The sequence below is a fragment of the Nocardioides sp. NPDC059952 genome, assembly GCF_042730435.1.
Taxonomy (GTDB): Bacteria; Actinomycetota; Actinomycetes; order Propionibacteriales; family Nocardioidaceae; genus Nocardioides.
Genome location: NZ_JBHWLY010000050.1, coordinates 17,054 through 41,880, shown reverse-complemented (window position 1 = coordinate 41,880; position 24,827 = coordinate 17,054). Strand labels below are relative to the sequence as shown.

Sequence of the window (24,827 nt, the reverse complement as noted above, 5' to 3'; positions counted from 1 at the left end):
CGTCACGACGAGCCGGCCCTGCGGGCTTTTCGGTCAGGAGTCGGCGGGGGTCTCGCCGGTCACCACGAAGACGACCCGGTTGGCCACCGTGACGGCGTGGTCGGCGATGCGCTCGTAGTAGCGACCCAGGAGGGCCACGTCGACCGCGGGCTCGACGCCGTGGGTCCAGTCCTGGCCCAGCAGCTCGGCGAACGACTTGCGCCGCAGCAGGTCCATCTCGTCGTCGTCGGCGACCAGGTCCGCGGCAGCGGAGACGTCTCGCGTGCGGAGGATCTCGCAGGTGCGCTCGACCATCTGCTGGGCGATCTCGGCCATCTTGGCGATGGTCGGCTGGGCCAGCTCGGGGACGGCCTTGTTCGGCGTACGCAGCCTGGCGATCTTGGCGACATGGACGGAGAGGTCGCCCATCCGCTCGAGGTCCGAGATCATCCGCAGCGCGGCGACGACGACGCGGAGATCGCCGGCGACCGGCGACTGCAGACCGAGCAGCTCGAGGGCGTTCTCCTCGATGCGCTCGCGGGCGTCGTCGATCTCTACGTCCTTGTCGATCACCTGCTCGGCGAGGTCGTTGCGGGCCTCGAGGAGAGCGGTGGTGGCGTCGCGTACGGCCACCGACACCAGCTCACAGACGTTGGTGAGATCGGTGAAGATGGCATCGAGGTCCTCATGGAAAGCAGCGCGCATGGGCCGATCCTAGACACACGAGATGTACTGATCTTCATCCCGAGTGAACCGACGGTGAACGTTCGGCGCGGAGGCGTCCAGAGGTGAAGTTTGGGTGTTTGATGGGCTTACCCTGATCGTGTGGACTCGACGACGCAGGCCTTTCTTGCTGCTCTCCTCGGCGCTGTCGTCGCCGGAGCGGCGGTGCTTGCGTGGGCGATGAGCGAGCGTTCGCGTCGCCGGATCCCGGAGGTCGAGCCGCCGAAGGTTCCCTCCGAGGTGGCCGCGGTCCTCTCGGTCCTGCGCAGCAGCGCGGTCGTCGTCGACGAGCACGACACGGTGCTCAAGGCCAGCGCTCCGGCGTACGCCCTGGGCCTGGTGCGCGGCACCTCGCTGGTCTCGCCGGAGCTCTCCGAGCTCGTCCACGGTGTGCGCCGTGACGGCCAGATCCGGGAGACCGAGCTGGTCATCTCGCGCGCCAACGGGGCCTCGCGGCACGTCACCGCCCGCGTCGCCCCGCTCGGCACGCGCCTGGCCCTCGCCCTGGTCGAGGACCGCACCCGCGAGCGCCGCGTGGAGGCCGTACGCCGCGACTTCGTCGCCAACGTCAGCCATGAGCTCAAGACGCCGGTCGGCGCGATCAGGGTGCTCGCCGATGCGGTCACCGAGGCCTCCGACGACCCGGAGGCCGTACGCCGCTTCTCCCACCGGATGATCACCGAGTCCGAGCGCCTGACCGAGCTCGTCCAGCAGATCATCGAGCTGTCCCGGCTGCAGGGCGACGAGCCCCTGGAGGCACCGGTGGCGGTCGACGTCGACAAGGTCATCGCGGCCGCCGTCGACAGCTCGACCGTCGACGCCAGCGCGAAGGGCATCAACGTGGTCAGCGCCGGCACCGCCGGGCTGCACGTCTTCGGCAACGACGAGCAGGTCTCGACCGCGGTCACCAACCTGGTCTCCAACGCGGTCGCCTACTCCGACCCCGGCTCGACCGTGACCGTCTCGACCCGCGCGACCGACGGCTCCGTCGAGATCTCCGTGGTCGACCAGGGCATCGGGATCCCGTCCACGGAGATCGACCGGATCTTCGAGCGCTTCTACCGCGTCGACCCGGCCCGCCACCGCTCCACCGGCGGCACCGGGCTCGGCCTGTCGATCGTCAAGCACGTCGCCGCCACGCATGGTGGCGAGGTCAAGGTCTGGTCGCAGGAGGGTCAGGGTTCCACCTTCACCCTCACCCTGCCCCAGCACCTACCAACTGCCGGGCAGTCCGGCACAAGCAAGGAGGAACGCCCGTGACCCGGGTACTCGTCGTCGAAGATGAAGCCAGCTACAGCGAGGCGCTGTCCTACGTGCTCCGCAAGGAGGGCTTCGAGGTCGCCGTCGCCGAGGACGGCACCGACGCCCTGAAGGAGTTCGACCGCAACGGGGCAGACATCGTGCTGCTCGACCTGATGCTTCCCGGCCTCTCCGGCACGGAGGTGTGCCGGCAGATCCGGGCCACCTCATCGGTCCCGGTCATCATGGTCACCGCCAAGGACGACGAGGTCGACAAGGTCGTCGGCCTCGAGCTCGGTGCCGACGACTACGTCACCAAGCCCTACTCCCCGCGCGAGCTCGTCGCCCGCATCCGCGCCGTGCTGCGACGCGGCACCGAGCCCGACGCAGCCCCGGCCACCCTCGAGGCCGGTCCGGTCCGGATGGACGTGGAGCGCCACGTCGTGACCGTCGACGGTTCCGAGCAGCGGCTGCCCCTCAAGGAGTTCGAGCTCCTCGAGATGTTCCTGCGCAACCCCGGCCGCGTCCTCACCCGCGGCCAGCTCATCGACCGCGTCTGGGGCTCCGACTACGTCGGCGACACCAAGACCCTGGACGTACACGTCAAGCGCCTGCGCGCCAAGCTCGAGCCGGACCCGTCCGAGCCGAAGTTCCTGGTCACCGTGCGCGGTCTGGGCTACAAGCTCGACCTCTGACGAGCCCACGGGACGCGGGAGTTCTGAGGTCACCAGGTGACCTCGGGACTCCCACGTCGTTCTTTGCATAGCTCGAATGGGCCATGTTCACGGGCGGATCGTGCTGCTTAGCATGCCGTCGGCAGTCCGCATTCCCGCGGTGCCGGATGAAAGGTACGCGGCGATGCGACGGTCGGCCCTCCTGCTCATGTTCTCGCTCGTGGGGCTTCTCGTGCCGATCGGTTCGGTCGTATCGACCACGTCTTCCGCCGAGGCCGCATGCGCCCCCAGGATCAAGAGCGTCACAGCGGCGCAGACGACGATCGTGAGCGGCACCTCGACACGAATGACAGTGCTGCTCACCTGTGCGCCGCGCAGCCGGAAGAACGTCTTCCTCAAGTCCGATCATGAACCCAGCATCTACCCGAGCGCGGCGTTCGTCACCGTCAAGGCAAGGCACCGCACGGCGACGTTCACGCTCCATACGAACTACAGGCCGACCACAGTGCGGGCGAAGGTTCAGGCACGGCTGGAACGCACATCGCGGTGGGTCGCCTCGACGCCGCTGATCAGAGCCAGTGCCGAGGCGTGCAACGTGAAGGCGATCATCACCCCGCACCTCGTGTACGCCGGAGCGGCGGCTTCGGGAACTGTGAGCCTGACCTGCGTCCTGGACGTGCCCAAGACCGTCTACCTGGAGCTCGACCCTGCCAGCGGTAGCAATCAGGTCCCGTCGTTCTTCCACGTGCCGACCAGCGTGACCGTGCCGGCGAAGCGGTCCTCGGCCCAGTTTCCCATCTCGTTCGGCACCTCAGCTCACCCGCAGTTCGCGTCGGTTCGTCTCAAGGGGTCGGGAAAGATCCTCGGTGACATCCAGTTCTACCCCGGGCTCTCCCTTCTCTCTGTGGAGGGCGTGGCTCCGGATGTCGGCATGCGTCAGCTGCAAGTCGGTGTGTACACGAGATACCCGGCACCGCGGAACTTCGTCGTACGCCTCTCGAGCAGCAGTCCGCGCTACTCACTTCCCACGACGGTGACGATCCCGGAAGGGACGACCGGGGCACAGGTCGTCTCCGTCGCGGTCCCTGCGCCCGAACTGGACGAGCCGGTGACGGTTTCCGCCTCCCCGCAGGGCTCCACGCAGGAGCTGACGCAAGAAGTGCTCGTGCTGCGATGACCTTGCCGTAGCCCTGTAGCCCGCGCGTACGAATCGGGCCGTCTCTTGGCGGGAGACGTCTCGCGGTCGCTCCTTTCACCGAGCTCCGCGAGGTCAGTGAGCCTCGACCGAGCTACCTCGGTGAGCATCCAACGCACCTCGTGGCACGACTAGCGACATCAGCGCGGCGGCGGCGCACAGGGCGCCGGCTGCGTACCAGACCAGGTCGTAGGACCCGGTGGTGTCACGTACGACGCCGCCGACCCAGGCGACCAGGCCGGCCCCGACCTGGTGGGAGGCGAGGACCCAGCCGAAGACGATCGGGGCGTCCTCGGGCCAGACCTCACGGCACAGGGCGAGCGTCGGGGGCACGGTGGCGACCCAGTCGAGGCCGTAGAAGACGATGAAGAACACCATCGGCAGGTGCACCTCGGACGAGAGCAGCATCGGCAGGAAGATCAGCGAGATCCCGCGCAGCGAGTAGTAGACGCCGAGCAGCACGACCGGGTTGAAGCGGTCGGTGAGCCAGCCGGAGAAGATCGTGCCGGCGACATCGAAGATCCCGATCACGGCGAGCAGCGAGGCGGCCGCGACCGTGGCCATCCCGTGGTCGTGCGCCGCGGGCACGAAATGGGTCCTGATCAGGCCGTTCGTGGTGATCCCGCAGATCGCGAAGGCACCGGCAAGGAGCCAGAAGGCCTTGGTACGCATCGCCATCCCGAGCACTCGCACGGTCCGGAGCGCGGCGCCGGTCGCGGGCGCGGGCCGCGGCACGATCTGCGAGGCGCCGTAGGGCGCCAGGCCGATGTCCGCCGGGTAGTCGCGGAGCAGCAGGAGCACGAACGGGATCACCGCGGCGGCGACCAGGGCGATGGTGACCGAGGCTGCCCGCCAGCCGAGCTCCCCGATGAGCACCGCAAGCACCGGCAGGAAGATCAGCTGTCCCGAGGCGCCGCCGGCGGTCAGCAGACCGCTGACCAGGCCCTGCCGCTTGTCGAACCAGCGGGTGGTGATCGTCGCCCCGAAGGCGAGCGCCATGCAGCCGCTGCCACCGCCGACCAGGACGCCCCAGCCGAGGACGAACTGCCACGACTGGCTCATCCAGACGGTGCCGAGCGAGCCGAGGGTGATCATGGTGAGCGCGACGGCGACCACCGGGCGGATTCCGAAGCGGTCCATCAGAGCGGCGGCGAACGGGGCGGTCAGACCGTAGAGCGCGAGCTGCAGCGTGATCCCGACGCCGATCGTGCCGCGCGACCAGCCGAACTCCTCGTGCAGCGGACCGACCAGGAGGCCCGGTGCCGCGGTGAAGGCGGCAGCTCCGACGATGGTCACGAACGCGATGACGGCCACCCACCAGGCGGGGTGGATGCGGGGGCGGCGCGCGAACGTGCGGCCGGCAGGCGGCGGGGTCGTCGTCTGGGTCATGGGGGTGATCCTTTCGCGTGCGCGCCCCCACCGACAGTGGCCTGATTGACATCTATCGGTAAGATCCAGCCATGGGCGATGTTCGGGTGTCTTCTCCGCATCGGGTCGCGGTGCTGATCCAGGACGGGTTCATCCCGTTCGAGATCGGCATCCCGCACCGGATCTTCGGCAAGGCTCGCGACAGAGAGGACCGGCTGCTCTACGAGGTCGTCACCTGCACCACCGGCGGTCCGGGACCGGTGCAGTCGGACTCGGACGTCGTCGTGCTCGCGCCGCACGGACCAGAGGCACTCGCGGAGGCGGACACGGTGGTGATCCCGAAGTTCGGAGCGTACGACGAAACCGTGTCGGACGGCGTGCTGACGGCGCCATTGAAGGAGGCGCTCGACATGATCCGCCCCGGCACCCGGATCATGTCGATCTGCACCGGCGCCTTCGCGCTCGCCGCCGCAGGACTTCTCGACGGCCGACCGGCGACCACCCACTGGGCGCACACCGACGACTTCCGGGCCCTGTTTCCGCAGGTCAAGCTGGACCCTGACGTACTCTTCGTCGACGACGGCGACATCCTCACCTCCGCCGGCGTGGCCTCCGGACTGGACCTCTGTCTGCATGTCGTACGCAGCGACTACGGCGCCGCGGTCGCCAACCGCGTCGCCCGCGTGACGGTCGTACCTCCCCACCGCGACGGCGGGCAGGCGCAGTTCATTCGGCATCACGCGCCTGCCCCCGGCGACACCGGCATCTCGGCGGCGACCGCCTGGGCCCTCGCCCATCTCGACCAGCCCCTCAGCCTGGAGGCGATGGCGGCCCAGGTCTCGATGTCCGTACGCACCTTCACCCGGCGGTTCCGCGACGAGACCGGCGACTCCCCCGGCCGCTGGCTGCAGCGCCAGCGGATCGAGCTCGCCCGCACCCTCCTCGAGACCACCGACCTGAGCATGGAGCAGATCGCCACCCGCTGCGGCCTCAACACCGCCCAGTCCCTCCGCCTCCACTTCCACGCCGCCCTCGGCATCACCCCCACCGCTTACCGTCGCACCTTCCGCGGCTGACCACCCCGGCCGAGGCGTCACTCCGGACGGCCGAGTGGGCAGCCGCGTGACGCTTCGGCCGACGCCAGCGACCTCTCGGCCGACGGGGGCGACGTCTCGGCAGGATCGAGATGGCGGGATGTCGAACATCGTTGGCCGATATCCGCTCGCTCCTAGACGTACCTGTCTTTAGCCTTTTACCGTGACGACGACGATCGACCCGGCCACCTCCACGACCACACCGCTCTGGAAGCCACTCGTGGCTTGCGGGATCACGCTGGTCCTGTGGGCATCGGCGTTCGTGGGGATCCGTCACCTGGGCGACACCGTCCCTCCGGGAAGCCTGTCGCTGGGCCGGCTGATCGTGATGGTGGCGGCGCTCGGCGCCTACCTCGCGCTGAAGGGTGGGTTCCGGCTGCCGTCCAGGCGCGAGTGGCCGCTGATCGCGCTCGGCGGCGCCTCGTGGCTGGGGATCTACAACCTCGCGCTCAACGAGTCGGAGCGACGCATCGACGCCGCCACCGCGGCACTGATCGTGCAGGTCGGACCGATCGTGGTGGCGCTGCTGGCCGGCCTCGTGCTCAAGGAGACGATCCACCGGTGGATCCTGATCGGCACCGGTGTCGGCTTCGCCGGGGTCGTCGTCATCGGGCGCGCCTCGGCCAACGGTGACACCGGCGACTGGATCGGCGTCGCCCTCTCGGTCGTCGCGGCGCTCACCTTCGCGGTCGGGGTCCTGACCCAGAAGAAGCTGCTGCCGACGATGGGCGCGCTCCTGCTGACGTTCTGGTACGCCGTCGCCGGCCTCGTCATCTGCCTGCCGTGGTCGTTCGAGCTGGCTACCACGATCCCCGACATCAGCGTCGGCAACATCGGCTGGATCGTCTACCTCGGCCTCTTCCCGAGCGCCTTGGCCTTCGTGACCTGGGCTTACGCCCTCTCCCACTCCGATGCCGGCAAGTTCGCGCAGTCGACGTTCCTGGTGCCGTTCATCACCGCGCTGATGGCGTGGCTGGTGCTCGACGAGGTGCCGCCGGCGCTCGCCTTCATCGGTGGCGCGATGTGCATCGCGGGTGTGCTGATCACCCGCCGCCAGCCGCGCTGATCATTCCTTCTCGAGCCATCCCCGGAACGCCTCGAGGTTGGCGGTGGACTCACCGCGCAGCTTGCGCCACTCCCACTCCTTGCGGATCGAGGAGGCGAAGCCGAGCTCGAGGATGGTGTTGAAGGACTCGTCCGCGTACGTCAGGACGGAGCCGAGCAGCCGGTCGAGCTCGTCGGGGTCGACCATGGCCAGCGGAAGCCGGCCGTCGAGGTAGATGTCGCCGAGCCGGTCCAGTCCGAACGCGACCCCGTAGAGCCGCAGGTTGCGCTCGAGCAGCCAGCGGTAGACGGTCTCGAAGTTCTCGTCGGGCCGGCGGCAGACGAAGGCGTGCACGCCCAACGCATGCTGTCCCAGGTCGAGCCGGACGGGCGTCTGCAGCTTCCGCTCGCCCGGGAGCGCGAACGAGAAGATCAGGTCGCCCGACGGCTGCGACGTCTCGTCCCAGGTCAGGTCGTTGGACTTCAGCCAGCCGCGTACGACCTCTTCCAGATCCGCTCGGGAATCACCCGTCATGCCGTCAGCTCCTCACGCATCAGCATCTTGGCCTCTTCATAGACCTCGAGCGTATTGCGTGCGGTGAGATCCCAGGAGAAGTCCTGGGCGTGTTCGCGGGCGCCGTCGGCCAGCGCCGACCAGCGCGAGTGGGACGAGACGGCGTTGGTGAGCGCGTCGGCCCACTGCGCCGGGTCGTGCCCATCGACCAGGAGACCGCTACGGCCGTGGCGCACCGCCGTGGTCAGACCGCCGACCGCGGCCGCGACCACGGGCGTGCCGCAGGCCTGGGCCTCGACGGCGACCAGTCCGAACGACTCGTTGTAGGAGGGGACGGCGACGACGGAGGCGGCCGAGTACCAGAGCGCGAGCTCGTCCTGGCGCACCGGCGGGACGAACCGGACCACGTCGGATATCCCCAGCTCAGCAGCCAGATCGGCCAGCCCGGTCGGGTGCTCGAGACCGGAGCCGGAGGGACCGCCGACGATCGGGACGACGAGGTTGCGGCGCAGCGACGGGTCGCGGGCGAGCATGACCGCGGCCGCCCGCAACAGCACATCCGGAGCCTTGAGCGGCTGGATGCGACCGGCGAAGAGGAGCACATGAGCCCGGGCGGGGAGCCCGAGCGCGGCACGCGCCGCGGCCCGCCCGCGCGGACGGAAGACCCGCAGGTCGACCCCGGGATGCACGACGGCGACACGGCCCGGATCCGCGTCGTACATGTTGATCAGCTGCTTGGCCTCGAGGTCGGTGTTGGCGATCAGCATGTCGGAGGCCTCGACGACCTGCTCCTCGCCGATCACGCGGGCCCCCGGCTCGGGACAGTCGCCCTCGGCGAGCGCCTCGTTCTTGACCTTGGCCATGGTGTGCATCGAGTGCACCAGCGGCACACCCCAGCGGTCGCGGGAGAGCGCCCCGACCTGGCCGGAGAGCCAGTAGTGGGAGTGCACGGCGTCGAAGTAGCCCGGCGGGTTGGACGCCTCCGCGCGGAGCACCTCACGCGCGAACGTGCACAGCTGCCCGGGCAGGTCACCCTTGGCCAGCCCCTCGAACGGACCGGCATGGACGTGGTGGACCGCCACCCCGTCGTACGCCTCCACGACCTGCGGCAGGCGCGACGAGGTCGCGCGCGTGAAGATATCCACCGCGATGCCCTGGGTGGCCAACCGCCGGGAGAGCTCGAGCACGTAGACGTTCATGCCGCCGGCGTCACCGGTGCCGGGCTGGTCGAGCGGAGAGGTGTGCAGACTGACCATCGCTACGCGGTGGATCATTCCTGCCCCTTTGTGTGTACGCCTGTAGTCCCGTCTCACAACACGCGGACCTCGTCGATCATTCCCGGTCGCGCGAACCCGCGTGAAACGTCTTTGATCGTGGGACCCGGTGGGCAAAGTCGAGCGAGCGACGAGAGAATGGCTCCATGTCGTCCAAGAATGCTGTCGTCACCGGCGCCTCGAGCGGGATCGGCGCCGCCACCGCCCGCCAGCTCGCCAAGGAGGGCTACCACGTCTTCCTCGCCGCTCGCCGCGCCGACCGGATCGAGGCGCTGGCCGAGGAGATCGGCGGCACCGCGATCGCGACCGACGTCACCTCCGACGACTCCGTCGCCGCTCTCGTCGAGGCGGTCGGGGACCGTCTCGACCTGCTGGTCAACAACGCCGGCGGCGCCTTCGGCGTGGACCAGGTGGCCGAGGCCGACCTGACCAAGTGGCAGGCGATGTTCGAGGTCAACGTGATCGGCCTGACCCGGGTGACCAAGGCGCTGCTCCCGGCCCTGATCGCCTCGGGAGCAGGCGCGGTCATCAACGTCGGCTCGATCGCCGGCCGGCGTGCCTACGAGGGCGGCGCGGGCTACAACGCGGCCAAGTTCGGCACCCGTGCGGTCACCGAGGCGCTGCGCCTGGAGATCGTCGACAAGCCGGTGCGGATCATGGAGATCGCACCGGGCATGGTCCAGACCGAGGAGTTCTCGCTCGTGCGCCTCGGCGGCGACCAGGCAGCGGCCGACAAGGTCTACCACGGCGTCGCGGACCCGCTGATCGCCGAGGACGTCGCCGACGCGATCGTCTGGATGGCCACCCGCCCGGCTCACGTCAACATCGACGAGCTGGTGATCAAGCCGCGCGCCCAGGCCGCTCCTCACAAGGTGCACCGCGAGAGCTGACCGATATCTGCGCTGGTCAGGGGCGCCGAGGATTCCGTACGCAGCCTCCGACGGTGTCACACTCGATGACGTGCAGACGATCGGACTCATCGGCGGCATGAGCTGGGAAAGCACCGCCGCTTACTACGAGGGACTCAACAAGGGTGTCCAGGAGCGGCTCGGCGGTCTCCACTCCGCCAAGATCGTGCTGGCCTCCGTCGACCTGGCCGAGCTGACGGCCCTTCAGGAGAAGGAGTCCTGGGACCAGGTCGCCGAGATCCTGACCGCCGCGGCCCGCAGCGTGGTGGCCGGCGGTGCCGACTTCATCCTGCTGTGCACCACCACCTTCCACAAGGTCTACGACGAGGTGGCGGCCGCTGTCGACGTACCCGTGCTGCACCTGGCCGACGAGCTCGCCGCGAAGGCCAAGGAGCTCGGCATCACCAAGGCCGGGTTCCTCGCCTCCCGCTACACCGTGGAGAACGACTTCTTCGCCCAGCGCATCTCCGACCACGGCGTCGACGTGAACCTGCCCGACACCCTCCACGTGGAGATGCTCGACTCGATCCTCTACGAGGAGCTCGTCCACCGGAACGTGGTGGCGGGCTCCCGCAAGCGGGTCCTCGAGGTCGTCCACGAGCTGTGGGACGCGGGCTCCGACGGTGTGATCCTCGGCGCCTCCGAGCTCAGCCTCCTGGTGCGGCCCAGCGATGTCGACGTACCCATCCTCGACGCGATCACCGTGCACGTCGAGGCCGCGCTCGACCGCGCCCTCTCCTGAGGCTCAGCTCTCCAGCAGCTCGTTGGCGACGGCGCGCAGCTCAGCGCTCATGTCGCCCTCGTGCACGACGACGGTCCGGCCGTCGACCTCGAACTCGTAGATGTAGCGGTCGGCCCCCTTCGGCTTCGAAGGAGCGGCGCCGCCGGCGACCAGGTTGCGCACGGTGGCCACCTGCGCGGCCGAGGGCGCGAGCTCGGCCGACCCCTCCTTGGTACGTCCCAGGAAACCGCCGCTGCGGCGGACCTTCACCAGCGTCGGCGCCTCACCGTCGGGCGCGGGGGTGCCTGACGCCGGGGTGACCCCGACCTCGGACCAGGCAGTGGTGACCGCCTCGGCCTGGTCGCCGGCCTCGGCGACGGTGGCCGCGGCGAACCCGGCGAAGTCGGTCTCGGTGGTGACGGCGCCGTTGGTCAGCGCCGCGTACCAGATCTTGCCGGCGCCCTCCCACGAGCTGCCGCCGATCGCCTGGGCGGCGAGGGCGAAGGCTCGGTTGGGGATGCCGGAGTTGATGTGGACGCCGCCGTTGTCGTCGGCGCCGTCGTAGATGTCGTCCATGTGGGCCGGCTGCGGGTCCTTGCCCAGGGTGGGGTCGTCGTAGGCGGTCCCGGGCTCGAGCATGTGCCGCAGCCCGACCCCCTGGACCGACTCGGTGAACAGGCCTGCGCCGATGACCCAGTCGGCCTCCTCGGCGCTCTGGCCGAGCAGGCGCTGCTTGAGGCAGGAGCCGAACACGTCCGACATCGACTCGTTGAGCGCGCCGGGCTGGCCCTGGTAGACGAGTCCGGCTGTGTGCTCGGTGACCGCGTGGGAGAGCTCGTGGCCGATCACGTCGACGGCCTTGGTGAACCGCTGGAAGATCTCGCCGTCACCGTCACCGAAGACCAGCTGGGTGCCGTCCCAGAAGGCGTTGGCGTAGTCGCGGTCGTAGTGGACGGTCATCACGACCTCGATGCCCCGGCCGTCGTAGGAGTCGCGGCCGTAGACCTCCTCGAAGAGCGCCAGCGAGCCGGTGATGCCGGCCGCGGCCTCGTCGACGCTCTCGTCGCCCGATTCCGGGTCGCCCGCGGCGCGGACCTTCTCCCCGGGCAGGTCGGTGCCGTTGTTCGCGGTGTAGACCGTCCAGTCCCCGGCCTCGGCGGCGGTCGCGCCGGCTTCCGGAGCGGAGCCCTGGGCGAGAACCCTGGTCAGGTGCTCGGTCCGAGCGGCTCGAAATGCGTTGTCCTGGTCGAGGCGGCCGGCGTTGAGCCGCTGCATGAGATATGGAGGCACGATCTGGCAGACGTGTTTCCGAGAAGTCATGGCCCTCAGCCAACCGTCATCTCCGGATGCGGGTCAAGGAGGTCACGGCGGATAAGATCAGATGTCCCGTCCCGCGCCAGAAATCGAGCCGCTTCGCACATGTCCGAGATCCTCAAGGCCAATCTCCGCAACGTCGCCATCGTTGCGCACGTCGACCACGGCAAGACCACGCTGGTCGACGCCATGCTCAAGCAGGCCGGTGCTTTCTCCGAGCACGCCATGGAATCGGTCGAGGACCGCGTCATGGACTCCGGTGACCTGGAGCGCGAGAAGGGCATCACCATCCTCGCGAAGAACACCGCCATCCACTACAACGGGCCGAGCGCGCCCGAGGGGATGACGATCAACATCATCGACACCCCCGGCCACGCCGACTTCGGTGGTGAGGTCGAGCGCGGCCTGTCGATGGTCGACGGGATCGTGCTCCTGGTGGACGCGAGCGAAGGGCCCCTTCCCCAGACCCGCTTCGTGCTGCGCAAGGCGCTCAACGCGGACATGCCCGTCGTGCTGGTGGTCAACAAGGTCGACCGCCCCGACGCCCGCATCGAGGAGGTCGTCGACGAGACGTACGAGCTGTTCATGGACCTGCTCGACGACTCCCACAGCCAGGACGCCCTCGACTTCCCGGTGATCTACGCCTCCGGCAAGGCCGGCGTGGCGAGCCTGGAGCAGCCGGAGAACGGCACCCTGCCCGACTCCAAGGACCTCGAGCCGCTCTTCTCCACGATCATGGAGACCATCCCGGCCCCGACCTACGAGGCCGGCGCGCCGCTGCAGGCTCACGTCACCAACCTCGACGCCTCCCCGTTCCTGGGCCGCCTCGCGCTGGTCCGCATCCACCAGGGCACCCTGAAGAAGGGCCAGAACGTCGCCTGGATGCAGCGCAACGGCGAGACGAAGAACGTACGCATCACCGAGCTCCTCATCACCGAGGGACTCGAGCGCAAGCCCGGCGAGCAGGCCGGCCCGGGCGACATCGTCGCCGTCGCGGGCATCCCCGAGATCACCATCGGCGAGACCCTCGCCGACCCGGAGAACCCGGTCGCGCTGCCGCTGATCCACGTGGACGAGCCCGCCATCTCGATGACGATCGGCACCAACACCTCGCCGCTGGTCGGCAAGGTCAAGGGCGGCAAGGTGACCGCGCGCCTGGTCAAGGACCGCCTCGACTCCGAGCTCGTCGGCAACGTCTCGCTGAGGATCCTCAACACCGAGCGTCCCGACGCCTGGGAGGTCCAGGGCCGTGGCGAGCTGGCGCTGGCGATCCTGGTCGAGCAGATGCGTCGCGAGGGCTACGAGCTGACCGTCGGCAAGCCGCAGGTGGTCACCCGCGAGATCGACGGCAAGCTCCACGAGCCGTTCGAGCGCCTCACCATCGACGCCCCGGAGGAGTTCCTCGGCACGATCACCGAGCTGCTCGCCAACCGCAAGGGCCGCATGGAAGGCATGACCAACCACGGCACCGGCTGGGTGCGCATGGAGTTCATCGTGCCGGCGCGCGGCCTGATCGGCTTCCGCACCGAGTTCCTCACCGAGACCCGCGGCACCGGCATCGCCCACCACATCTCCGAGGGCTATGACCGCTGGGCCGGGGAGATCCGCTCGCGCAACAACGGCTCGCTGGTCGCCGACCGGGCGGGCGCGGCCACGGCTTACGCGATGACCTCGCTCCAGGAGCGCGGTGTCATGTTCGTCGAGCCGACCACCGAGGTCTACGAGGGCATGATCGTCGGCGAGAACTCCCGCCAGGACGACATGGACGTCAACATCACCAAGGAGAAGCAGCAGACCAACGTCCGCTCCGCCACCTCCGACAACTTCGAGAAGCTGATCCCGCCGAAGAAGCTCTCCCTCGAGCAGTGCCTGGAGTTCTGCCGCGAGGACGAGTGCGTCGAGGTCACCCCCGAGCAGGTCCGAATCCGCAAGGTCATCCTCGACCAGAACGACCGCGCCAAGATCGCGAGCCGGGCGCGCAAGGCCAACAAGTCCTGACCGGCTTCTCCTGACGGCCGCCGACCCCTGGGGTCGGCGGCCGTTTCGTTGCGATCTGCCTGCGACACTTCCCCCATGAGGCGTACGCATGTGGAGGCCGAGATCGCGACCCAGCCGCCGACGTGGCGGGAGGAGCGGCAGTGACCCTCGCGACCACCGCCGCGCTCGTCGGCGCTGCCTATGAGGACGGCCGCGGCGTCGCCGCCTTCAACGCGATCAACCTGGAGACCGTCGCGGCGATCGCCGCCGGAGCCGAGACCGCGAACCGGCCGGTCATCGTCCAGATCAGCGAGAACGCGGTGCGCTACCACGGAGGTCTGGCACCGCTCGCACACGCCGCGATCGCGATCGCATCGGCGTCCACCATGCCGATCTCGCTCCACCTGGACCACGCGACCGACGAGCGCCTGGTCGGGATCGCGGTCGATCTCGGCTTCTCGTCGGTGATGTACGACGCTTCCCAGCTCCCCTACGAGGACAACCTCACCCGCACCGCCGCCGTCGCTCGCCGCTGCCACGACCGGGGCGCCCACGTCGAGGCCGAGCTCGGCGAGGTCGGCGGCAAGGCGGGCGTCCACGCTCCAGGCGTACGCACCGACCCGGCCGAGGCGGCCGCGTTCGTCGTCAGCACCGGCGTCGACGCCCTCGCCGTCGCGGTCGGCTCGAGCCACAAGATGACCACCCGCGACGCGGCCTTGGACGAGGCCCTGATCGCGAGGATCCGCCGTGCCGTCGATGTCCCACTGGTCCTGCACGGCTCCTCCGGGGTGAGCGACGACGGGCTCCGGGCCGCCATCGCCGCCGGGATGACGAAGATCAACGTCGCCACCCAGCTCAACAAGGCCTTCACCGGCGCGGTCCGCGAAACCCTCGAGGCCGACCCGAACCTGGTCGACCAGCGCCGCTATCTCGGCGCCGGCCGCGACGCGATGGCCACCGAGGCCGCTCGGCTGCTCACCGTCATCTCGGGCTGACCGACCCATTGGTTTCCCCACTTTGGTGGAAGCGCTCCCACAATCACAGAATCGTTACCACCCGCCTACTTGACAGGGGCCTGTGAGCGCAATCACACTCTCCTTAATCCCGAGAGTGGAAGCGCTCTCACTCCCCACACAGACGTGCAGGAGCACTCCCGTGTCCAACAACTCCAAGCCCTGGCACCGCCGGCCCAGAACCGCCCTGGCCGCATGTGCCGTCGCCTCTCTCGTCCTCGGCCTGACGGCCTGCGGTGGCGGTGACGGCGACGAGCAGTCCTCTCTCGGTAAGGACGACACGCTCACCATCACCACGTTCAGCGAGTTCGGCTACGACGAGCAGATCGAGAAGTGGAACGCCGACCCCGAGCGCCCCTTCAAGATCAAGCAGACCAAGATCGCCGAGTGGGACACCTGGAAGGAGTCGATGACCAAGGCTCTCCAGGCCGGCACCGAGCTCCCCGACGTGATCGCGGTCGAGGGTGACGCCATGGCGGCGCTGGTCGCCGAGGGCGCGAACGAGCAGTTCGCCGACATCTCCGACCCCGAGCTCGACGGCCGTTGGGTCGAATACGCCTACAAGGCCGGCCAGACCACCGACGGCAAGCAGATCGGCTATCCGACCGACATCGGCCCCGAGGCGATGTGCTACCGCGCCGACCTCTTCGAGAAGGCCGGCCTCCCGAGCGACCCCGCCGACGCCGCAGCCCTCTTCGCGGACTGGGACACCTACTACAAGACCGGCGAGCAGTTCACCAAGAAGGTCCCCCAGACGAAGTGGTACGACGCCTCCGGCTCGGTCGCGCAGGCCATGCTCAACCAGGTCGAGTTCCCGTTCCAGACCGAGGACCAGAAGGTCAACGTCGAGAACGACGAGCTGAAGGCGGTCTACGACACGGTCACGAAGTACTCCCCGACCCTGTCCACCAAGGTCGTCCAGTGGGGCGAGGACTGGCAGGCGAACTTCACCAACGACGGCTTCGCGACGATGCCGTGCCCGGGCTGGATGTTCGCCAACATCAAGTCCTCCGCGCCGGACGTGACGGGCTGGAGGATCGCTGACGCCTTCCCGGGTGGCGGCGGCAACTGGGGCGGCTCGTTCCTCGCGGTCCCGGCGAGCGGCGCGCACACCGAGGAGGCCCAGGAGGTCGCCGACTACCTGACCAACGCCGAGTCGCAGGTCTCCGCGTCCAAGGCTGCCGGCAACTTCCCGGGCAACCTCGAGGCGCAGAAGACCCTCCAGGCCGAGAACGCCGAGGACCCCTACTTCGGCAACGCCAAGACCACCGAGATCCTGACCAACCGCGCCGCTGCGGTCACGCCGGGCGTCCCGTTCAAGGGTGACAAGTACTCCGACGTGCTCGGCCTCTTCCAGACCGCGATCCAGCGTGTCGACGAGGGCGAGGACCCCGAGACGTCCTGGACGACCTTCGTCGGCGCCGTGGGCAACCTCTGATCTGAAGATGCTCAAGACATCCCCTCAGGCGAGCCGCTCGCCGCAGGGCCCCTCGGCCCTGCGGCAGCGGCTCAGCCGCTGGGACGTGAAGTACGCGCCGTACCTCTTCGTGGCGCCGTTCTTCATCGTCTTCGCGGCGATCGGCCTCTACCCGCTGCTCTACACGGGCTACCTGTCCTTCTTCTCCTGGCCGCGCTTCGGCGGCTCCGTCGGTGACCCGGTCGGCTGGGCGAACTACGTCCACGTCATCACCGACCCGGTGTTCCACAAGGCCCTGGTCAACACGTTCGGGATCTTCGTGCTCTCCTCGGTGCCGCAGGTGATCATCGCGACGGTCATCGCGGCGCTCCTCGACACCAACCTGCGCGGACGCTCCTGGTGGCGGATGTCGGTCCTGCTGCCGTACGTCGTCGCCCCTGCCGCGGCCGCGCTCATCTGGAGCGCGATCTTCGCCGACAAGTCCGGGCTCGCCAACCAGCTGCTCGGCACGATCGGGATCGACCCGATCGGCTGGCACACCGACCGCTTCGCCAGCTGGACGGCGATCGCGACGATGGTCAACTGGCGCTGGACGGGCTACAACACGCTGATCATCCTGGCGGCGATGCAGGCGGTCCCCCGTGACCTCTACGAGTCCGCCTCCCTCGACGGGGCCGGCAGCGGACGCCAGTTCTGGAACATCACCCTGCCTTCGATCCGCCCGACGATGATCTTCGTGATCGTCACCTCGACGATGGGCGGTCTGCAGATCTTCACCGAGCCGCGGCTCTTCGACACCAACCTGCAGCACCAGGGCGGAGCGAACTACCAGTTCCAGACCCTGACGATGTACGTCTTCAACACCGCCAACAGCGCGACCGACCCCTATCCCCGGGCGGCCGCCGCGGCCTGGCTGCTGTTCCTGCTCATCGTCGGGGTCGCCCTGCTCAACTTCGTGATCACTCGCGCGATCCAGAACAGAGGTGCTGCCCGATGAGCGGCAAGATGCACAGCATCAACAAGCCGGGCTTCCTGGTCTACGCGCTGCTCGCCGCGTTCGTCATCGGCTCGGTCTTCCCCCTCTACTGGTCCTACGTCATGGGCACGGTCACCAAGGAGAGGACCCTCCAGTCGCCGCCCCCGCTGGTGCCCGGCGGCCACTTCGTCGACAACGCCAAGCGGGTCTTCGACCAGATCGACTTCTGGTCGGCGCTCCTCAACTCGGTCGTCGTCTCGAGCATCGGCGCATTCTCGGTGGTGGCGTTCTCGACGCTGGCGGGCTACGCGTTCGCGAAGCTCCGCTTCAAGGGGTCCAACGTGCTGATGGCGTTCATCGTCATGACGCTGGCGGTCCCGACCCAGCTGGCGCTGGTGCCGATGCTGAAGCAGTTCAGCAACCTCGGCCTCGACGGCACCCTGACGGCGGTCACCCTGCCGTGGCTGGTGACCGCGTTCGGGGTGTTCTTCATGCGTCAGTACCTCGTCGACGCGATCCCCGACGAGCTGATCGACGCGGCTCGCGTCGACGGCTGCTCTCAGATCCGCATCGTCTGGACCGTTGCCGTCCCGGCAGCACGTCCGGCGATGGCGATCTTGGCACTGTTCACGTTCATGAGCGTCTGGACGGACTTCATGTGGCCCCTGCTGGTGCTGCAGAACTCCGACGTCCAGACCCTCCAGACCGCGCTCGACAAGCTCAAGATCGCACCCGGGCAGGGGCTGAGCGACCTCGCTCTGCTCCAGGCCGGGACCATCATGGCGACGATCCCGTTGCTGCTGTTGTTCATCGCCACCGGACGCCACCTGGTGTCCGGCATCATGCAAGGAGCCGTCAAGGGATGACCCTCTCGACAAACCCCACCCACGCCGCACGTACGTTCCCGAAGGACTTCCTCTGGGGCGCGGCGACCGCGTCGTACCAGATCGAGGGAGCCATCGACGAGGACGGACGTACGCCCAGCAACTGGGACACCTTCGCCAAGGTGCCGGGGGCGATCCTCAACGGCGACACCGGCGAGGTCGCGTGCGACCACTACCACCGGGTGCCCGAGGACGTCGCACTGATGAAGCGCCTCAACCTGGCGTCGTACCGGTTCTCGACGGCGTGGCCGCGGATCCGTCCCGACGGCGGCAAGGTCAACCAGGCGGGGCTCGACTTCTACAGCCGTCTCGTCGACGAGCTGCTCGAGGCCGAGATCGCGCCGTGGATCACGCTCTACCACTGGGACCTGCCGCAGGCGCTCGAGGAGCAGGGCGGCTGGACCAGCCGTGACACCGCCTACCGGTTCGTGGAGTACTCCACGACCGTCTACGACGCGCTCTCCGACCGCGTCGACAACTGGACGACGCTGAACGAGCCCTGGTGCTCGGCGTTCCTCGGCTACTCCGGTGGCCAGCACGCGCCGGGTCGCCAGGAGGGCGTGGCCGGCATCGTCGCGGCCCACCACCTCATGCTCGGGCACGGCCTCGTCGTCAACGAGCTGCGCAGCCGCGGCGCGACGCCGGAGAACGGGAAGCACCTCGGCATCACCCTCAACCCGACGGTCGTCGACCCCTACGACGCCGACCGTCCCGAGGACGTCGACATGACCCGGCGGATCGACGGTCTGCACAACCGGGTGTTCCTCGACCCGCTGTTCCGGGGCAAGTATGCCGACGACCTGGCCGCGGACACCGAGGGCCTGACCTTCCAGGGCCGTCCGTGGCAGGACTGGGTGCTCGAGGGCGACCTGGAGGTCATCTCCGCGCCGCTCGACGTGCTCGGGGTCAACTTCTACTTCGGCAACGCCATCGCGGCGGAGCCGTTCGAGATCGACCCCGACCAGGTGCTGGGCAGCCGGCTCGTGCACTCCGACCTGCCCCGGGGGAACCCCTACCCCGGTGCTGAGTTCGTCACCCCGCGCACGGGCCGCGCCACGACCGCCCGCGACTGGGAGATCGACCCGGTCTGGCTGACCCGGCTGCTGACCCGGCTCAGCGGTGAGTACGGAGCCCCGCCCATCTACATCACCGAGAACGGCGCCTACTATGACGACGTGGTCGAGGATGGGGCAGTGCACGACACCGCCCGACTCGACTACATCGACCAGCACCTGCGTGGGACGCTCGACGCGATCGAGCAGGGCGCGGACATCCAGGGCTACTTCGCCTGGTCGCTGCTCGACAACTTCGAGTGGAGCTACGGCTACGCCCACCGGTTCGGGATCGTGCACGTGGACTTCGAGACCCAGGTGCGTACGCCGAAGGACAGCGGCCTCTGGTTCGCCGATGTCGCCGCCAACAACCGGGTGCCGGCCCGGAAGGAATAGGCACTGTCGTGAACATGCCCACGCTCGACGAGGTCGCCCGGATGGCTGGTGTCAGCCGGGCGACCGCGTCGCGCGCGATCAACGGTGGCTCTCGGGTGTCCGCGAAGGCCGCCGAGGCCGTCGCCGAGGCCGTTCGCACGCTCGGTTACACCCCCAACCCTGCGGCGCGGTCGCTGGTGACCCGGCGTACCGACTCGGTCGCCATGGTCATCCCCGAGGCTGACGAGCGGGTCTTCGCCGACCCGTTCTTCGCCCGTACGCTGCGCATCGTCACCCGGGCCCTCTCGTCCCGCGACCTGCAGGTGGTCCTCCTGATCGCGCGTCCCGGTGAGGAGGAGGACCGGATGCTGCGCTACCTGCGCGGCGGTCACATCGACGGCGCCATCGTCGTCTCCTCGCACCGCAGCGACCTGCTCGCCGATCACGTCGCCGACCTCGGCCTGCCGGCAGCCTTCGTCGGCCGCCCGTGGACCGGCGCACACCGGGTCTCCTACGCCGACACCGACAACTTCGCCGGCGCGCGCGAGGTCACCCAAGTGCTCATCGACCGCGGCTGCCGCCGGATCGGCACCATCACCGGCCCCGCCGACATGAGTGCCGGCGCCGACCGGGTGGCCGGCTGGCGGGCCGCCCTGGACGCTGCCGGTCTCGCCGCCGACGCGGTCGTCGAGGGCGACTTCACCGAGGACGGCGGCGAGGCCGCCTGCGAGATCCTGCTGGGCAGCCATCCAGACATCGACGGCCTCATGGTCGCCTCCGACCTGATGGCCGCGGGTGCGCTCCGCACCCTCGAGCGAGCCGGCCGCCGCGTCCCCGACGACATCGCGGTCGTCGGCTACGACGACCTCGGCATCGCCGAGCGCACCACTCCCCCGCTCACCACGGTCAAGAACCCGATAGGCGACATGGCCGAGGAGGCCGCCCGGCTCCTCCTCGCGCAGCTCGACGGCACCACCACCATCCCGCGTCGGGTCGTCTTCGCCCCCGAGCTGGTGCGGCGTACGTCTGCCTGATCGGGTTCGGTCAGCCCTGGCCCACGATGCGGCCGCGTGCCTCCCCGAACCCGATCCGGGTGCCGTCGGCACCGGGCGCGGTGGCGAGGAGCACGATCTCGTCGCCGTCCTCCAGGAACGTACGCGGGGTGCCGTTGATCTCGACCGGCTCGGCGCCGCCCCAGGTCAGCTCGATGAACGCGCCGCGCTGGTCGGGGTCCGGGCCGGAGATCGTCCCGGAGGCGAACAGATCACCGGTACGACTCGGGGCACCGTTGACGGTCTGGTGCGCGAGCATCTGCGCGGGTGACCAGTACATGGCCGCGTACGGCGGCCGGGACACGACCTGCCCGTTCCAGACCACCTCGAGCTCGATGTCCAGTCCCCAGGGACGCTGCATCTGCAGGTAGGGCAGGACCGCGGGCTCCTGTGCGGGTGTCGGGACCTGTGCGGACTCCAGCGCGAGAAGCGGGACGACCCAGGCCGAGACGGTCGAGCCGAACGACTTGCCGAGGTTCGGGCCGAGCGGGACGTACTCCCAGGCCTGGATGTCACGCGCGGACCAGTCGTTGAACAGCACCACGCCGAAGATGTGTCGCTCGGCATCGCCGGCGGGGATGCTGGTCCCCATCGCGCTCCCGGTGCCGACGACGAAGCCCATCTCGGCTTCGATGTCGAGCCGGACGGAGGGGCCGAAGACCGGAACCTCATCCTCGGGGCCCTTCCGCTGACCGGACGGGCGGACGATGTCCGTGCCCGAGACCACGATGGACGACGACCGACCGTGGTAGCCGACGGGCAGGTGCTTCCAGTTCGGCATCAGGGGCTCGGCGACCTGGGGGCGGAAGAGCCGGCCGAGGTTGGCGGCATGGTGCTCGGAGGCGTAGAAGTCGACGTAGTCGGCGACCTCGAACGGGAGGTGGAGCGTGACGTCCCGCAGGTCGTGCACGGCCTCGTCGGGCACGTCACCCTGGATCCGCTCGATGATCGACGCGCGGACCTCGACCCAGCGCTCATAGCCCTGTGCCATGAACGGGTTGAGGCTGTCGGCGGCGAACACGTCGTCACCGAGGAGAAGGGCCAGGTCGACCACGTGCTCGCCCAGACGTACGCCCACCCGCGGGTCCTGGCCGGGGACGGAGTAGACCCCGTAGGGAAGGTTGGCCAGGCCGAAGAGCGAGCCGTCGGGGATGCTGATGGTGGTCACGCGAGATCCTTCTTGTATCGGGGGTCGAGCAAGCCGAGGTCGACCAGCTCGGTGATGGGTTCGTCGATGGAGCAGGTGCCGAAGGAGCAGAACGCATCCCGCACCGAGGGCTCGAGCGTCCGCACCTGCTCGGCGAGACGGCCTCCGTCGCGCTCGGCGAGCAGCTTCACGACCTCGGTGTCATCAGCACCAGCCTGCGCGCACCCGGTCGCCACCAGGACGTTGAGGAAGCCGTGCTGCTCGAACCCTGTCGCGGGATCCGTGTTGCGCACGGCGTGGTGCAGGCCGGCGGTGGCCTTGAACGGCACCCCGAGAGAGACCGCGTACCCGACCGCTGCGGCCAGCTCCGTCTCGTCGGGATAGAGGTCCGCCCGGACGCCGCCGGTGCGGAACTTCGCGCGATAAGGCGTGCCTGCCAGCGCTGCGAGGACGTCGGCGCGGCGACTGTCCCGGGGCACCTCGACATAGGTGGTCAGGTCGAGGTCGGCGTCGAGGTCGGCGGCGTCGAGCGCCGCAAGGGCCTCCGCGGCGGTGGTCCCGTCGGGAAGCGCCACCTCGAGTCCGACGAGGCGGACGGACCGGACGGCTCGGGCGGCGGCGATCGCCGGGACGAGCCCCGGCAGCGGGACCGTCAGAGTGAGGTCGGCGGAGTGCCCCGGCCGATCTCCCAGGACGACCTCGAGCGCACCCAGGTCCTTGGCGGCCAGCACGAGCGGCCCGACCAGGTCGGCATGGACCGACCGCAGGTGACGTACGTGAGCGTCGACGGCTTCCTCGAGCGACGCGTTCCCCGGCGGGAACACCGCAGCGTCGTCGAGCAGCCCGGCCAGCATCCTCATCGGTTGCGCACCCAGGAGTAGGCGTACTGCCCGTCGTCGGTCGCGCGGCCGGCCTCGCCGAGCAGCAGCGGTCGGAAGGTGTCGACCATCACGGCGAGCTCGTCGAAGAACTCCGCGCCGATGCTGCGTTCGTACGCGCCCGGCTGCGGGCCGTGCGGGTAACCACCCGGGTGCAGCGAGATCGACCCCTGGCCGATGCCCGATCCCTTGCGCGCCTCGTAGTCGCCCCCGCAGTAGAACATCACCTCGTCGGAGTCGACGTTGGAGTGGTAGTAGGGCACGGGGATCGCGAGCGGGTGATAGTCGACCTTGCGCGGCACGAAGTTGCAGATCACGAAGTTGTTGCCCTCGAAGACCTGGTGCACGGGCGGCGGCTGGTGGATCCGGCCGGTGATCGGCTCGAAGTCCCTGATGTTGAAGACGTAGGGGTAGAGGCACCCGTCCCAGCCGACGACGTCGAACGGGTGGTGGGGCAGCACGTGGACGCTGCCGGCGATCCCGTCGGGCCCGCGGTGCTTGATGTGGACCTCGACGTTCTCGCCCTCGACCACCTTCGGTCCCTCGGGCAGCCGGAGGTCGCGCTCGCAGTAGGGGGCGTGCTCGAGCAGCTGACCGTGCTTCGACAGGTAGTTGCGGGCCGGCCCGATGTGGGAGTTGGCCTCGATCGCGTAGATGCGCAGCACGCCGTCGGGAACGACCCGGTAGGTCGTCGCGCGCGGGATGATCACGTAGTCGCCGTCCCCCACCTCGAGGTCGCCGAACACGGTCTCCACCCGTCCGGCGCCGTCCTCGACGTAGAGGCACTCGTCGCCGAGCGCGTTGCGGTAGTAGGGGCTCACCGCGTCGGCCACGACATAGGACAGCCGTACGTCATCGTTGCCGAGCAGCAGCCGACGACCCGTCACGGCGTCGATGCCGGTCTCACCCTCCGCGAAGATCTTGTGCGTCGAGAGGTGCCGCGGGAGGAGCGGGTGGTTGGGCACGAGCGACTGGTCGTTCAGCTCCCACGTGCGGTACTCGCTCACGGCCGACGGGATGTTCCGGTGGTACAGCAGCGACGAGTCCGAGGAGAAGCCCTCCTCCCCCATGAGCTCCTCGAAGTAGAGGTTCCCGGCCTCGTCGCGGTGCTGGGTGTGCCGCTTCGGGGGGACGGCGCCGGCGGAGTGGTAGTACGGCATGAGTGCTCCTTGTGCGTTGAACGCACATTTATGTGCGCTCTAAGCGCAAAAGTAGGACGAGGGCCCGCGCCCCGTCAAGAGCGGGCCGACTCAGCCCAGGCCGAGCTCGGCCAGGCTCCGAGCGGCAGCGCCCACCAGCGGGCCGACCTCGGTCGGGTCGATGTCGTCCATCGTGACGATGCCGACGGACGCCCGCAGCGACCCGGGAGCCTCGAAGCCGACGGCGATCCCGACCGCGCCGCGCTGCAGCTCGCCCGCGGTGTGGCTGTAGCCGAGCTCGCGCGCCTCCCGAACCGCCGCGGAGTCGCCCGGCTGCGGCCCGGCGAGCGCGAGGATCGCGATCCCGCTCGCACCCTTGTCCAGCGGGTAGCGCTGCCCGATCCGATAGCCGACCCGCACGGGCCCCTGGCCGACCTTCGGGTCGGCCTCGAGCACCGGGACGCACTCGTCCTCGCCGTGCGCGAGGGTCAGGAACGCCGGGGCGCCGACCGCGTCAGCGAGATCCTGCAACGCAGGCTCTGCCGCCTGGATCAGCTGGGACGAGAAGCGGCCCGCCAGCGCGATCACGCCGGCGCCGAGGCGCAGGCGCTTGTTGCGTCCCTGCGTGACGAGGGCACGCGCCTCCAGCGTGGCGACGACGCGATAGGCGATCGCGCGGTCGACGCCGAGATGGGCGGCGACGTCGGCCACCGTGACGCCGGCCGGGTTCTGGGAGACGAAGGCAAGCGCCGCCAGCCCACGGTCCAAGCCTTGAAGCGTGGCCATCTTCATCCTCCCGATGCGGGTCGCGGACGGGGACGCAGCAGCCCCCAGCCGCAGACTAGAGCACGTCTCCACGCGCATCCATCG

General features: G+C 69.2%; 23 protein-coding genes. 14 read left to right on the top strand and 9 right to left on the bottom strand.

Features of this window, described 5'->3' with window-relative positions; all coding sequences use genetic code 11:
• Positions 1-33: 33 nt before the first annotated feature.
• Entirely contained in the window at positions 34-684 is a 651-nt protein-coding gene (phoU, locus tag ACFV9G_RS20760; RefSeq protein ID WP_378729433.1) for a phosphate signaling complex protein PhoU, read from the bottom strand.
• Between the two features lie 120 nt (positions 685-804).
• Here phoU and ACFV9G_RS20755 point away from each other — a divergent pair, with 120 nt between their 5' ends.
• The 3 genes from ACFV9G_RS20755 (at position 805) to ACFV9G_RS20745 (ending at position 3,792) form a co-directional block, all read left to right on the top strand.
• A complete protein-coding gene (locus tag ACFV9G_RS20755; protein WP_378729432.1) occupies positions 805-1,962 on the top strand; it encodes a sensor histidine kinase in 1,158 nt (385 codons plus the stop codon).
• A complete protein-coding gene (locus ACFV9G_RS20750) occupies positions 1,959-2,636 on the top strand; it encodes a response regulator (protein WP_378729431.1) in 678 nt (225 codons plus the stop codon). Before ACFV9G_RS20755 ends, ACFV9G_RS20750 begins: the two co-directional genes overlap by 4 nt.
• Positions 2,637-2,712: 76 nt before the next feature.
• On the top strand, positions 2,713-3,792 hold the full coding sequence (locus ACFV9G_RS20745; protein WP_378729430.1) for a hypothetical protein: 1,080 nt from the start codon (positions 2,713-2,715) through the stop codon (positions 3,790-3,792).
• A 93-nt stretch (positions 3,793-3,885) separates the two neighbouring features.
• On the opposite strand, the gene ACFV9G_RS20740 is transcribed toward ACFV9G_RS20745, so the two are convergent.
• Positions 3,886-5,199 (bottom strand): MFS transporter, encoded by a 1,314-nt coding sequence (locus tag ACFV9G_RS20740; protein WP_378729429.1) that lies wholly within the window; start codon positions 5,197-5,199, stop codon positions 3,886-3,888.
• 71 nt (positions 5,200-5,270) lie between these two features.
• Here ACFV9G_RS20740 and ACFV9G_RS20735 point away from each other — a divergent pair, with 71 nt between their 5' ends.
• Positions 5,271-6,254, top strand: coding sequence for a GlxA family transcriptional regulator (locus tag ACFV9G_RS20735; RefSeq protein WP_378729428.1), 984 nt, complete (start codon positions 5,271-5,273; stop codon positions 6,252-6,254).
• 181 nt (positions 6,255-6,435) lie between these two features.
• Positions 6,436-7,338, top strand: a complete 903-nt coding sequence (locus ACFV9G_RS20730; protein WP_378729427.1) for a DMT family transporter — start codon at positions 6,436-6,438, stop codon at positions 7,336-7,338.
• On the opposite strand, the gene ACFV9G_RS20725 is transcribed toward ACFV9G_RS20730, so the two are convergent.
• Both ACFV9G_RS20725 and mshA read right to left on the bottom strand, forming a co-directional pair.
• Entirely contained in the window at positions 7,339-7,851 is a 513-nt protein-coding gene (locus tag ACFV9G_RS20725) for a YbjN domain-containing protein (RefSeq protein ID WP_378729426.1), read from the bottom strand.
• Entirely contained in the window at positions 7,848-9,104 is a 1,257-nt protein-coding gene (mshA, locus tag ACFV9G_RS20720) for a D-inositol-3-phosphate glycosyltransferase (protein WP_378729425.1), read from the bottom strand. The genes ACFV9G_RS20725 and mshA overlap by 4 nt, the downstream gene beginning before the upstream one ends.
• 146 nt (positions 9,105-9,250) lie before the next feature.
• On the opposite strand from mshA, the gene ACFV9G_RS20715 reads away from it, so the two are divergent.
• Both ACFV9G_RS20715 and ACFV9G_RS20710 read left to right on the top strand, forming a co-directional pair.
• A complete protein-coding gene (locus ACFV9G_RS20715; RefSeq protein WP_378729424.1) occupies positions 9,251-9,994 on the top strand; it encodes an SDR family NAD(P)-dependent oxidoreductase in 744 nt (247 codons plus the stop codon).
• Positions 9,995-10,064: 70 nt separating this feature from the next.
• Complete coding sequence (locus tag ACFV9G_RS20710; protein ID WP_378729423.1) at positions 10,065-10,754, top strand: aspartate/glutamate racemase family protein; 690 nt, start codon at positions 10,065-10,067, stop codon at positions 10,752-10,754.
• A gap of 3 nt (positions 10,755-10,757) precedes the next feature.
• Here ACFV9G_RS20710 and ACFV9G_RS20705 read toward each other — a convergent pair whose 3' ends face one another.
• A complete protein-coding gene (locus ACFV9G_RS20705) occupies positions 10,758-12,053 on the bottom strand; it encodes a M4 family metallopeptidase (protein WP_378729422.1) in 1,296 nt (431 codons plus the stop codon).
• A 99-nt stretch (positions 12,054-12,152) separates the two neighbouring features.
• Here ACFV9G_RS20705 and typA point away from each other — a divergent pair, with 99 nt between their 5' ends.
• From typA to ACFV9G_RS20670, 7 genes are all read left to right on the top strand, one after another.
• Complete coding sequence (typA, locus tag ACFV9G_RS20700; protein WP_378729421.1) at positions 12,153-14,045, top strand: translational GTPase TypA; 1,893 nt, start codon at positions 12,153-12,155, stop codon at positions 14,043-14,045.
• A gap of 140 nt (positions 14,046-14,185) precedes the next feature.
• On the top strand, positions 14,186-15,019 hold the full coding sequence (locus ACFV9G_RS20695) for a ketose-bisphosphate aldolase (protein ID WP_378729420.1): 834 nt from the start codon (positions 14,186-14,188) through the stop codon (positions 15,017-15,019).
• Between the two features lie 160 nt (positions 15,020-15,179).
• Positions 15,180-16,475 (top strand): extracellular solute-binding protein, encoded by a 1,296-nt coding sequence (locus ACFV9G_RS20690; RefSeq protein ID WP_378729419.1) that lies wholly within the window; start codon positions 15,180-15,182, stop codon positions 16,473-16,475.
• Positions 16,476-16,482: 7 nt separating this feature from the next.
• Positions 16,483-17,451 carry a carbohydrate ABC transporter permease gene (locus ACFV9G_RS20685; RefSeq protein ID WP_378729418.1) on the top strand — a complete coding sequence of 323 codons (969 nt, stop codon included), beginning with the start codon at positions 16,483-16,485 and terminating at the stop codon, positions 17,449-17,451.
• Positions 17,448-18,296 (top strand): carbohydrate ABC transporter permease, encoded by an 849-nt coding sequence (locus ACFV9G_RS20680; RefSeq protein WP_378729417.1) that lies wholly within the window; start codon positions 17,448-17,450, stop codon positions 18,294-18,296. The genes ACFV9G_RS20685 and ACFV9G_RS20680 overlap by 4 nt, the downstream gene beginning before the upstream one ends.
• Positions 18,293-19,762 carry a glycoside hydrolase family 1 protein gene (locus ACFV9G_RS20675; protein WP_378729416.1) on the top strand — a complete coding sequence of 490 codons (1,470 nt, stop codon included), beginning with the start codon at positions 18,293-18,295 and terminating at the stop codon, positions 19,760-19,762. Before ACFV9G_RS20680 ends, ACFV9G_RS20675 begins: the two co-directional genes overlap by 4 nt.
• Positions 19,763-19,776: 14 nt before the next feature.
• Positions 19,777-20,775: a LacI family DNA-binding transcriptional regulator gene (locus ACFV9G_RS20670; RefSeq protein WP_378729415.1), complete on the top strand. Its 999-nt coding sequence runs from the start codon at positions 19,777-19,779 to the stop codon at positions 20,773-20,775.
• A gap of 10 nt (positions 20,776-20,785) precedes the next feature.
• Here the strand turns inward: ACFV9G_RS20670 and fahA are convergent, their stop codons facing one another.
• The 4 genes from fahA to ACFV9G_RS20650 form a co-directional block, all read right to left on the bottom strand.
• Positions 20,786-21,961, bottom strand: coding sequence for a fumarylacetoacetase (gene fahA / locus ACFV9G_RS20665; protein ID WP_378729414.1), 1,176 nt, complete (start codon positions 21,959-21,961; stop codon positions 20,786-20,788).
• On the bottom strand, positions 21,958-22,800 hold the full coding sequence (locus ACFV9G_RS20660; RefSeq protein ID WP_378729413.1) for a hypothetical protein: 843 nt from the start codon (positions 22,798-22,800) through the stop codon (positions 21,958-21,960). Before ACFV9G_RS20660 ends, fahA begins: the two co-directional genes overlap by 4 nt.
• Positions 22,797-23,978, bottom strand: coding sequence for a homogentisate 1,2-dioxygenase (locus ACFV9G_RS20655; protein WP_378729412.1), 1,182 nt, complete (start codon positions 23,976-23,978; stop codon positions 22,797-22,799). The genes ACFV9G_RS20660 and ACFV9G_RS20655 overlap by 4 nt, the downstream gene beginning before the upstream one ends.
• Positions 23,979-24,068: 90 nt before the next feature.
• Positions 24,069-24,743: an IclR family transcriptional regulator gene (locus ACFV9G_RS20650; protein ID WP_378729411.1), complete on the bottom strand. Its 675-nt coding sequence runs from the start codon at positions 24,741-24,743 to the stop codon at positions 24,069-24,071.
• Positions 24,744-24,827: the final 84 nt, after the last annotated feature.

What these genes read in the sequence shown, in the direction of transcription:
- ACFV9G_RS20670 (WP_378729415.1), top strand. Translation starts at nt 19,777, where the DNA reads ATGCCCACGCTCGACGAGGTCGCCCGGATGGCTGGTGTCAGCCGGGCG.
- typA (WP_378729421.1), top strand. Translation starts at nt 12,153, where the DNA reads ATGTCCGAGATCCTCAAGGCCAATCTCCGCAACGTCGCCATCGTTGCG.
- phoU (WP_378729433.1), bottom strand. Translation starts at nt 684, where the DNA reads ATGCGCGCTGCTTTCCATGAGGACCTCGATGCCATCTTCACCGATCTC.
- ACFV9G_RS20705 (WP_378729422.1), bottom strand. Translation starts at nt 12,053, where the DNA reads ATGACTTCTCGGAAACACGTCTGCCAGATCGTGCCTCCATATCTCATG.
- ACFV9G_RS20675 (WP_378729416.1), top strand. Translation starts at nt 18,293, where the DNA reads ATGACCCTCTCGACAAACCCCACCCACGCCGCACGTACGTTCCCGAAG.
- ACFV9G_RS20740 (WP_378729429.1), bottom strand. Translation starts at nt 5,199, where the DNA reads ATGACCCAGACGACGACCCCGCCGCCTGCCGGCCGCACGTTCGCGCGC.
- ACFV9G_RS20745 (WP_378729430.1), top strand. Translation starts at nt 2,713, where the DNA reads ATGGGCCATGTTCACGGGCGGATCGTGCTGCTTAGCATGCCGTCGGCA.
- ACFV9G_RS20685 (WP_378729418.1), top strand. Translation starts at nt 16,483, where the DNA reads ATGCTCAAGACATCCCCTCAGGCGAGCCGCTCGCCGCAGGGCCCCTCG.
- ACFV9G_RS20680 (WP_378729417.1), top strand. Translation starts at nt 17,448, where the DNA reads ATGAGCGGCAAGATGCACAGCATCAACAAGCCGGGCTTCCTGGTCTAC.
- ACFV9G_RS20715 (WP_378729424.1), top strand. Translation starts at nt 9,251, where the DNA reads ATGTCGTCCAAGAATGCTGTCGTCACCGGCGCCTCGAGCGGGATCGGC.
- ACFV9G_RS20735 (WP_378729428.1), top strand. Translation starts at nt 5,271, where the DNA reads ATGGGCGATGTTCGGGTGTCTTCTCCGCATCGGGTCGCGGTGCTGATC.
- ACFV9G_RS20650 (WP_378729411.1), bottom strand. Translation starts at nt 24,743, where the DNA reads ATGGCCACGCTTCAAGGCTTGGACCGTGGGCTGGCGGCGCTTGCCTTC.
- mshA (WP_378729425.1), bottom strand. Translation starts at nt 9,104, where the DNA reads ATGATCCACCGCGTAGCGATGGTCAGTCTGCACACCTCTCCGCTCGAC.
- ACFV9G_RS20725 (WP_378729426.1), bottom strand. Translation starts at nt 7,851, where the DNA reads ATGACGGGTGATTCCCGAGCGGATCTGGAAGAGGTCGTACGCGGCTGG.
- ACFV9G_RS20655 (WP_378729412.1), bottom strand. Translation starts at nt 23,978, where the DNA reads ATGCCGTACTACCACTCCGCCGGCGCCGTCCCCCCGAAGCGGCACACC.
- ACFV9G_RS20660 (WP_378729413.1), bottom strand. Translation starts at nt 22,800, where the DNA reads ATGAGGATGCTGGCCGGGCTGCTCGACGACGCTGCGGTGTTCCCGCCG.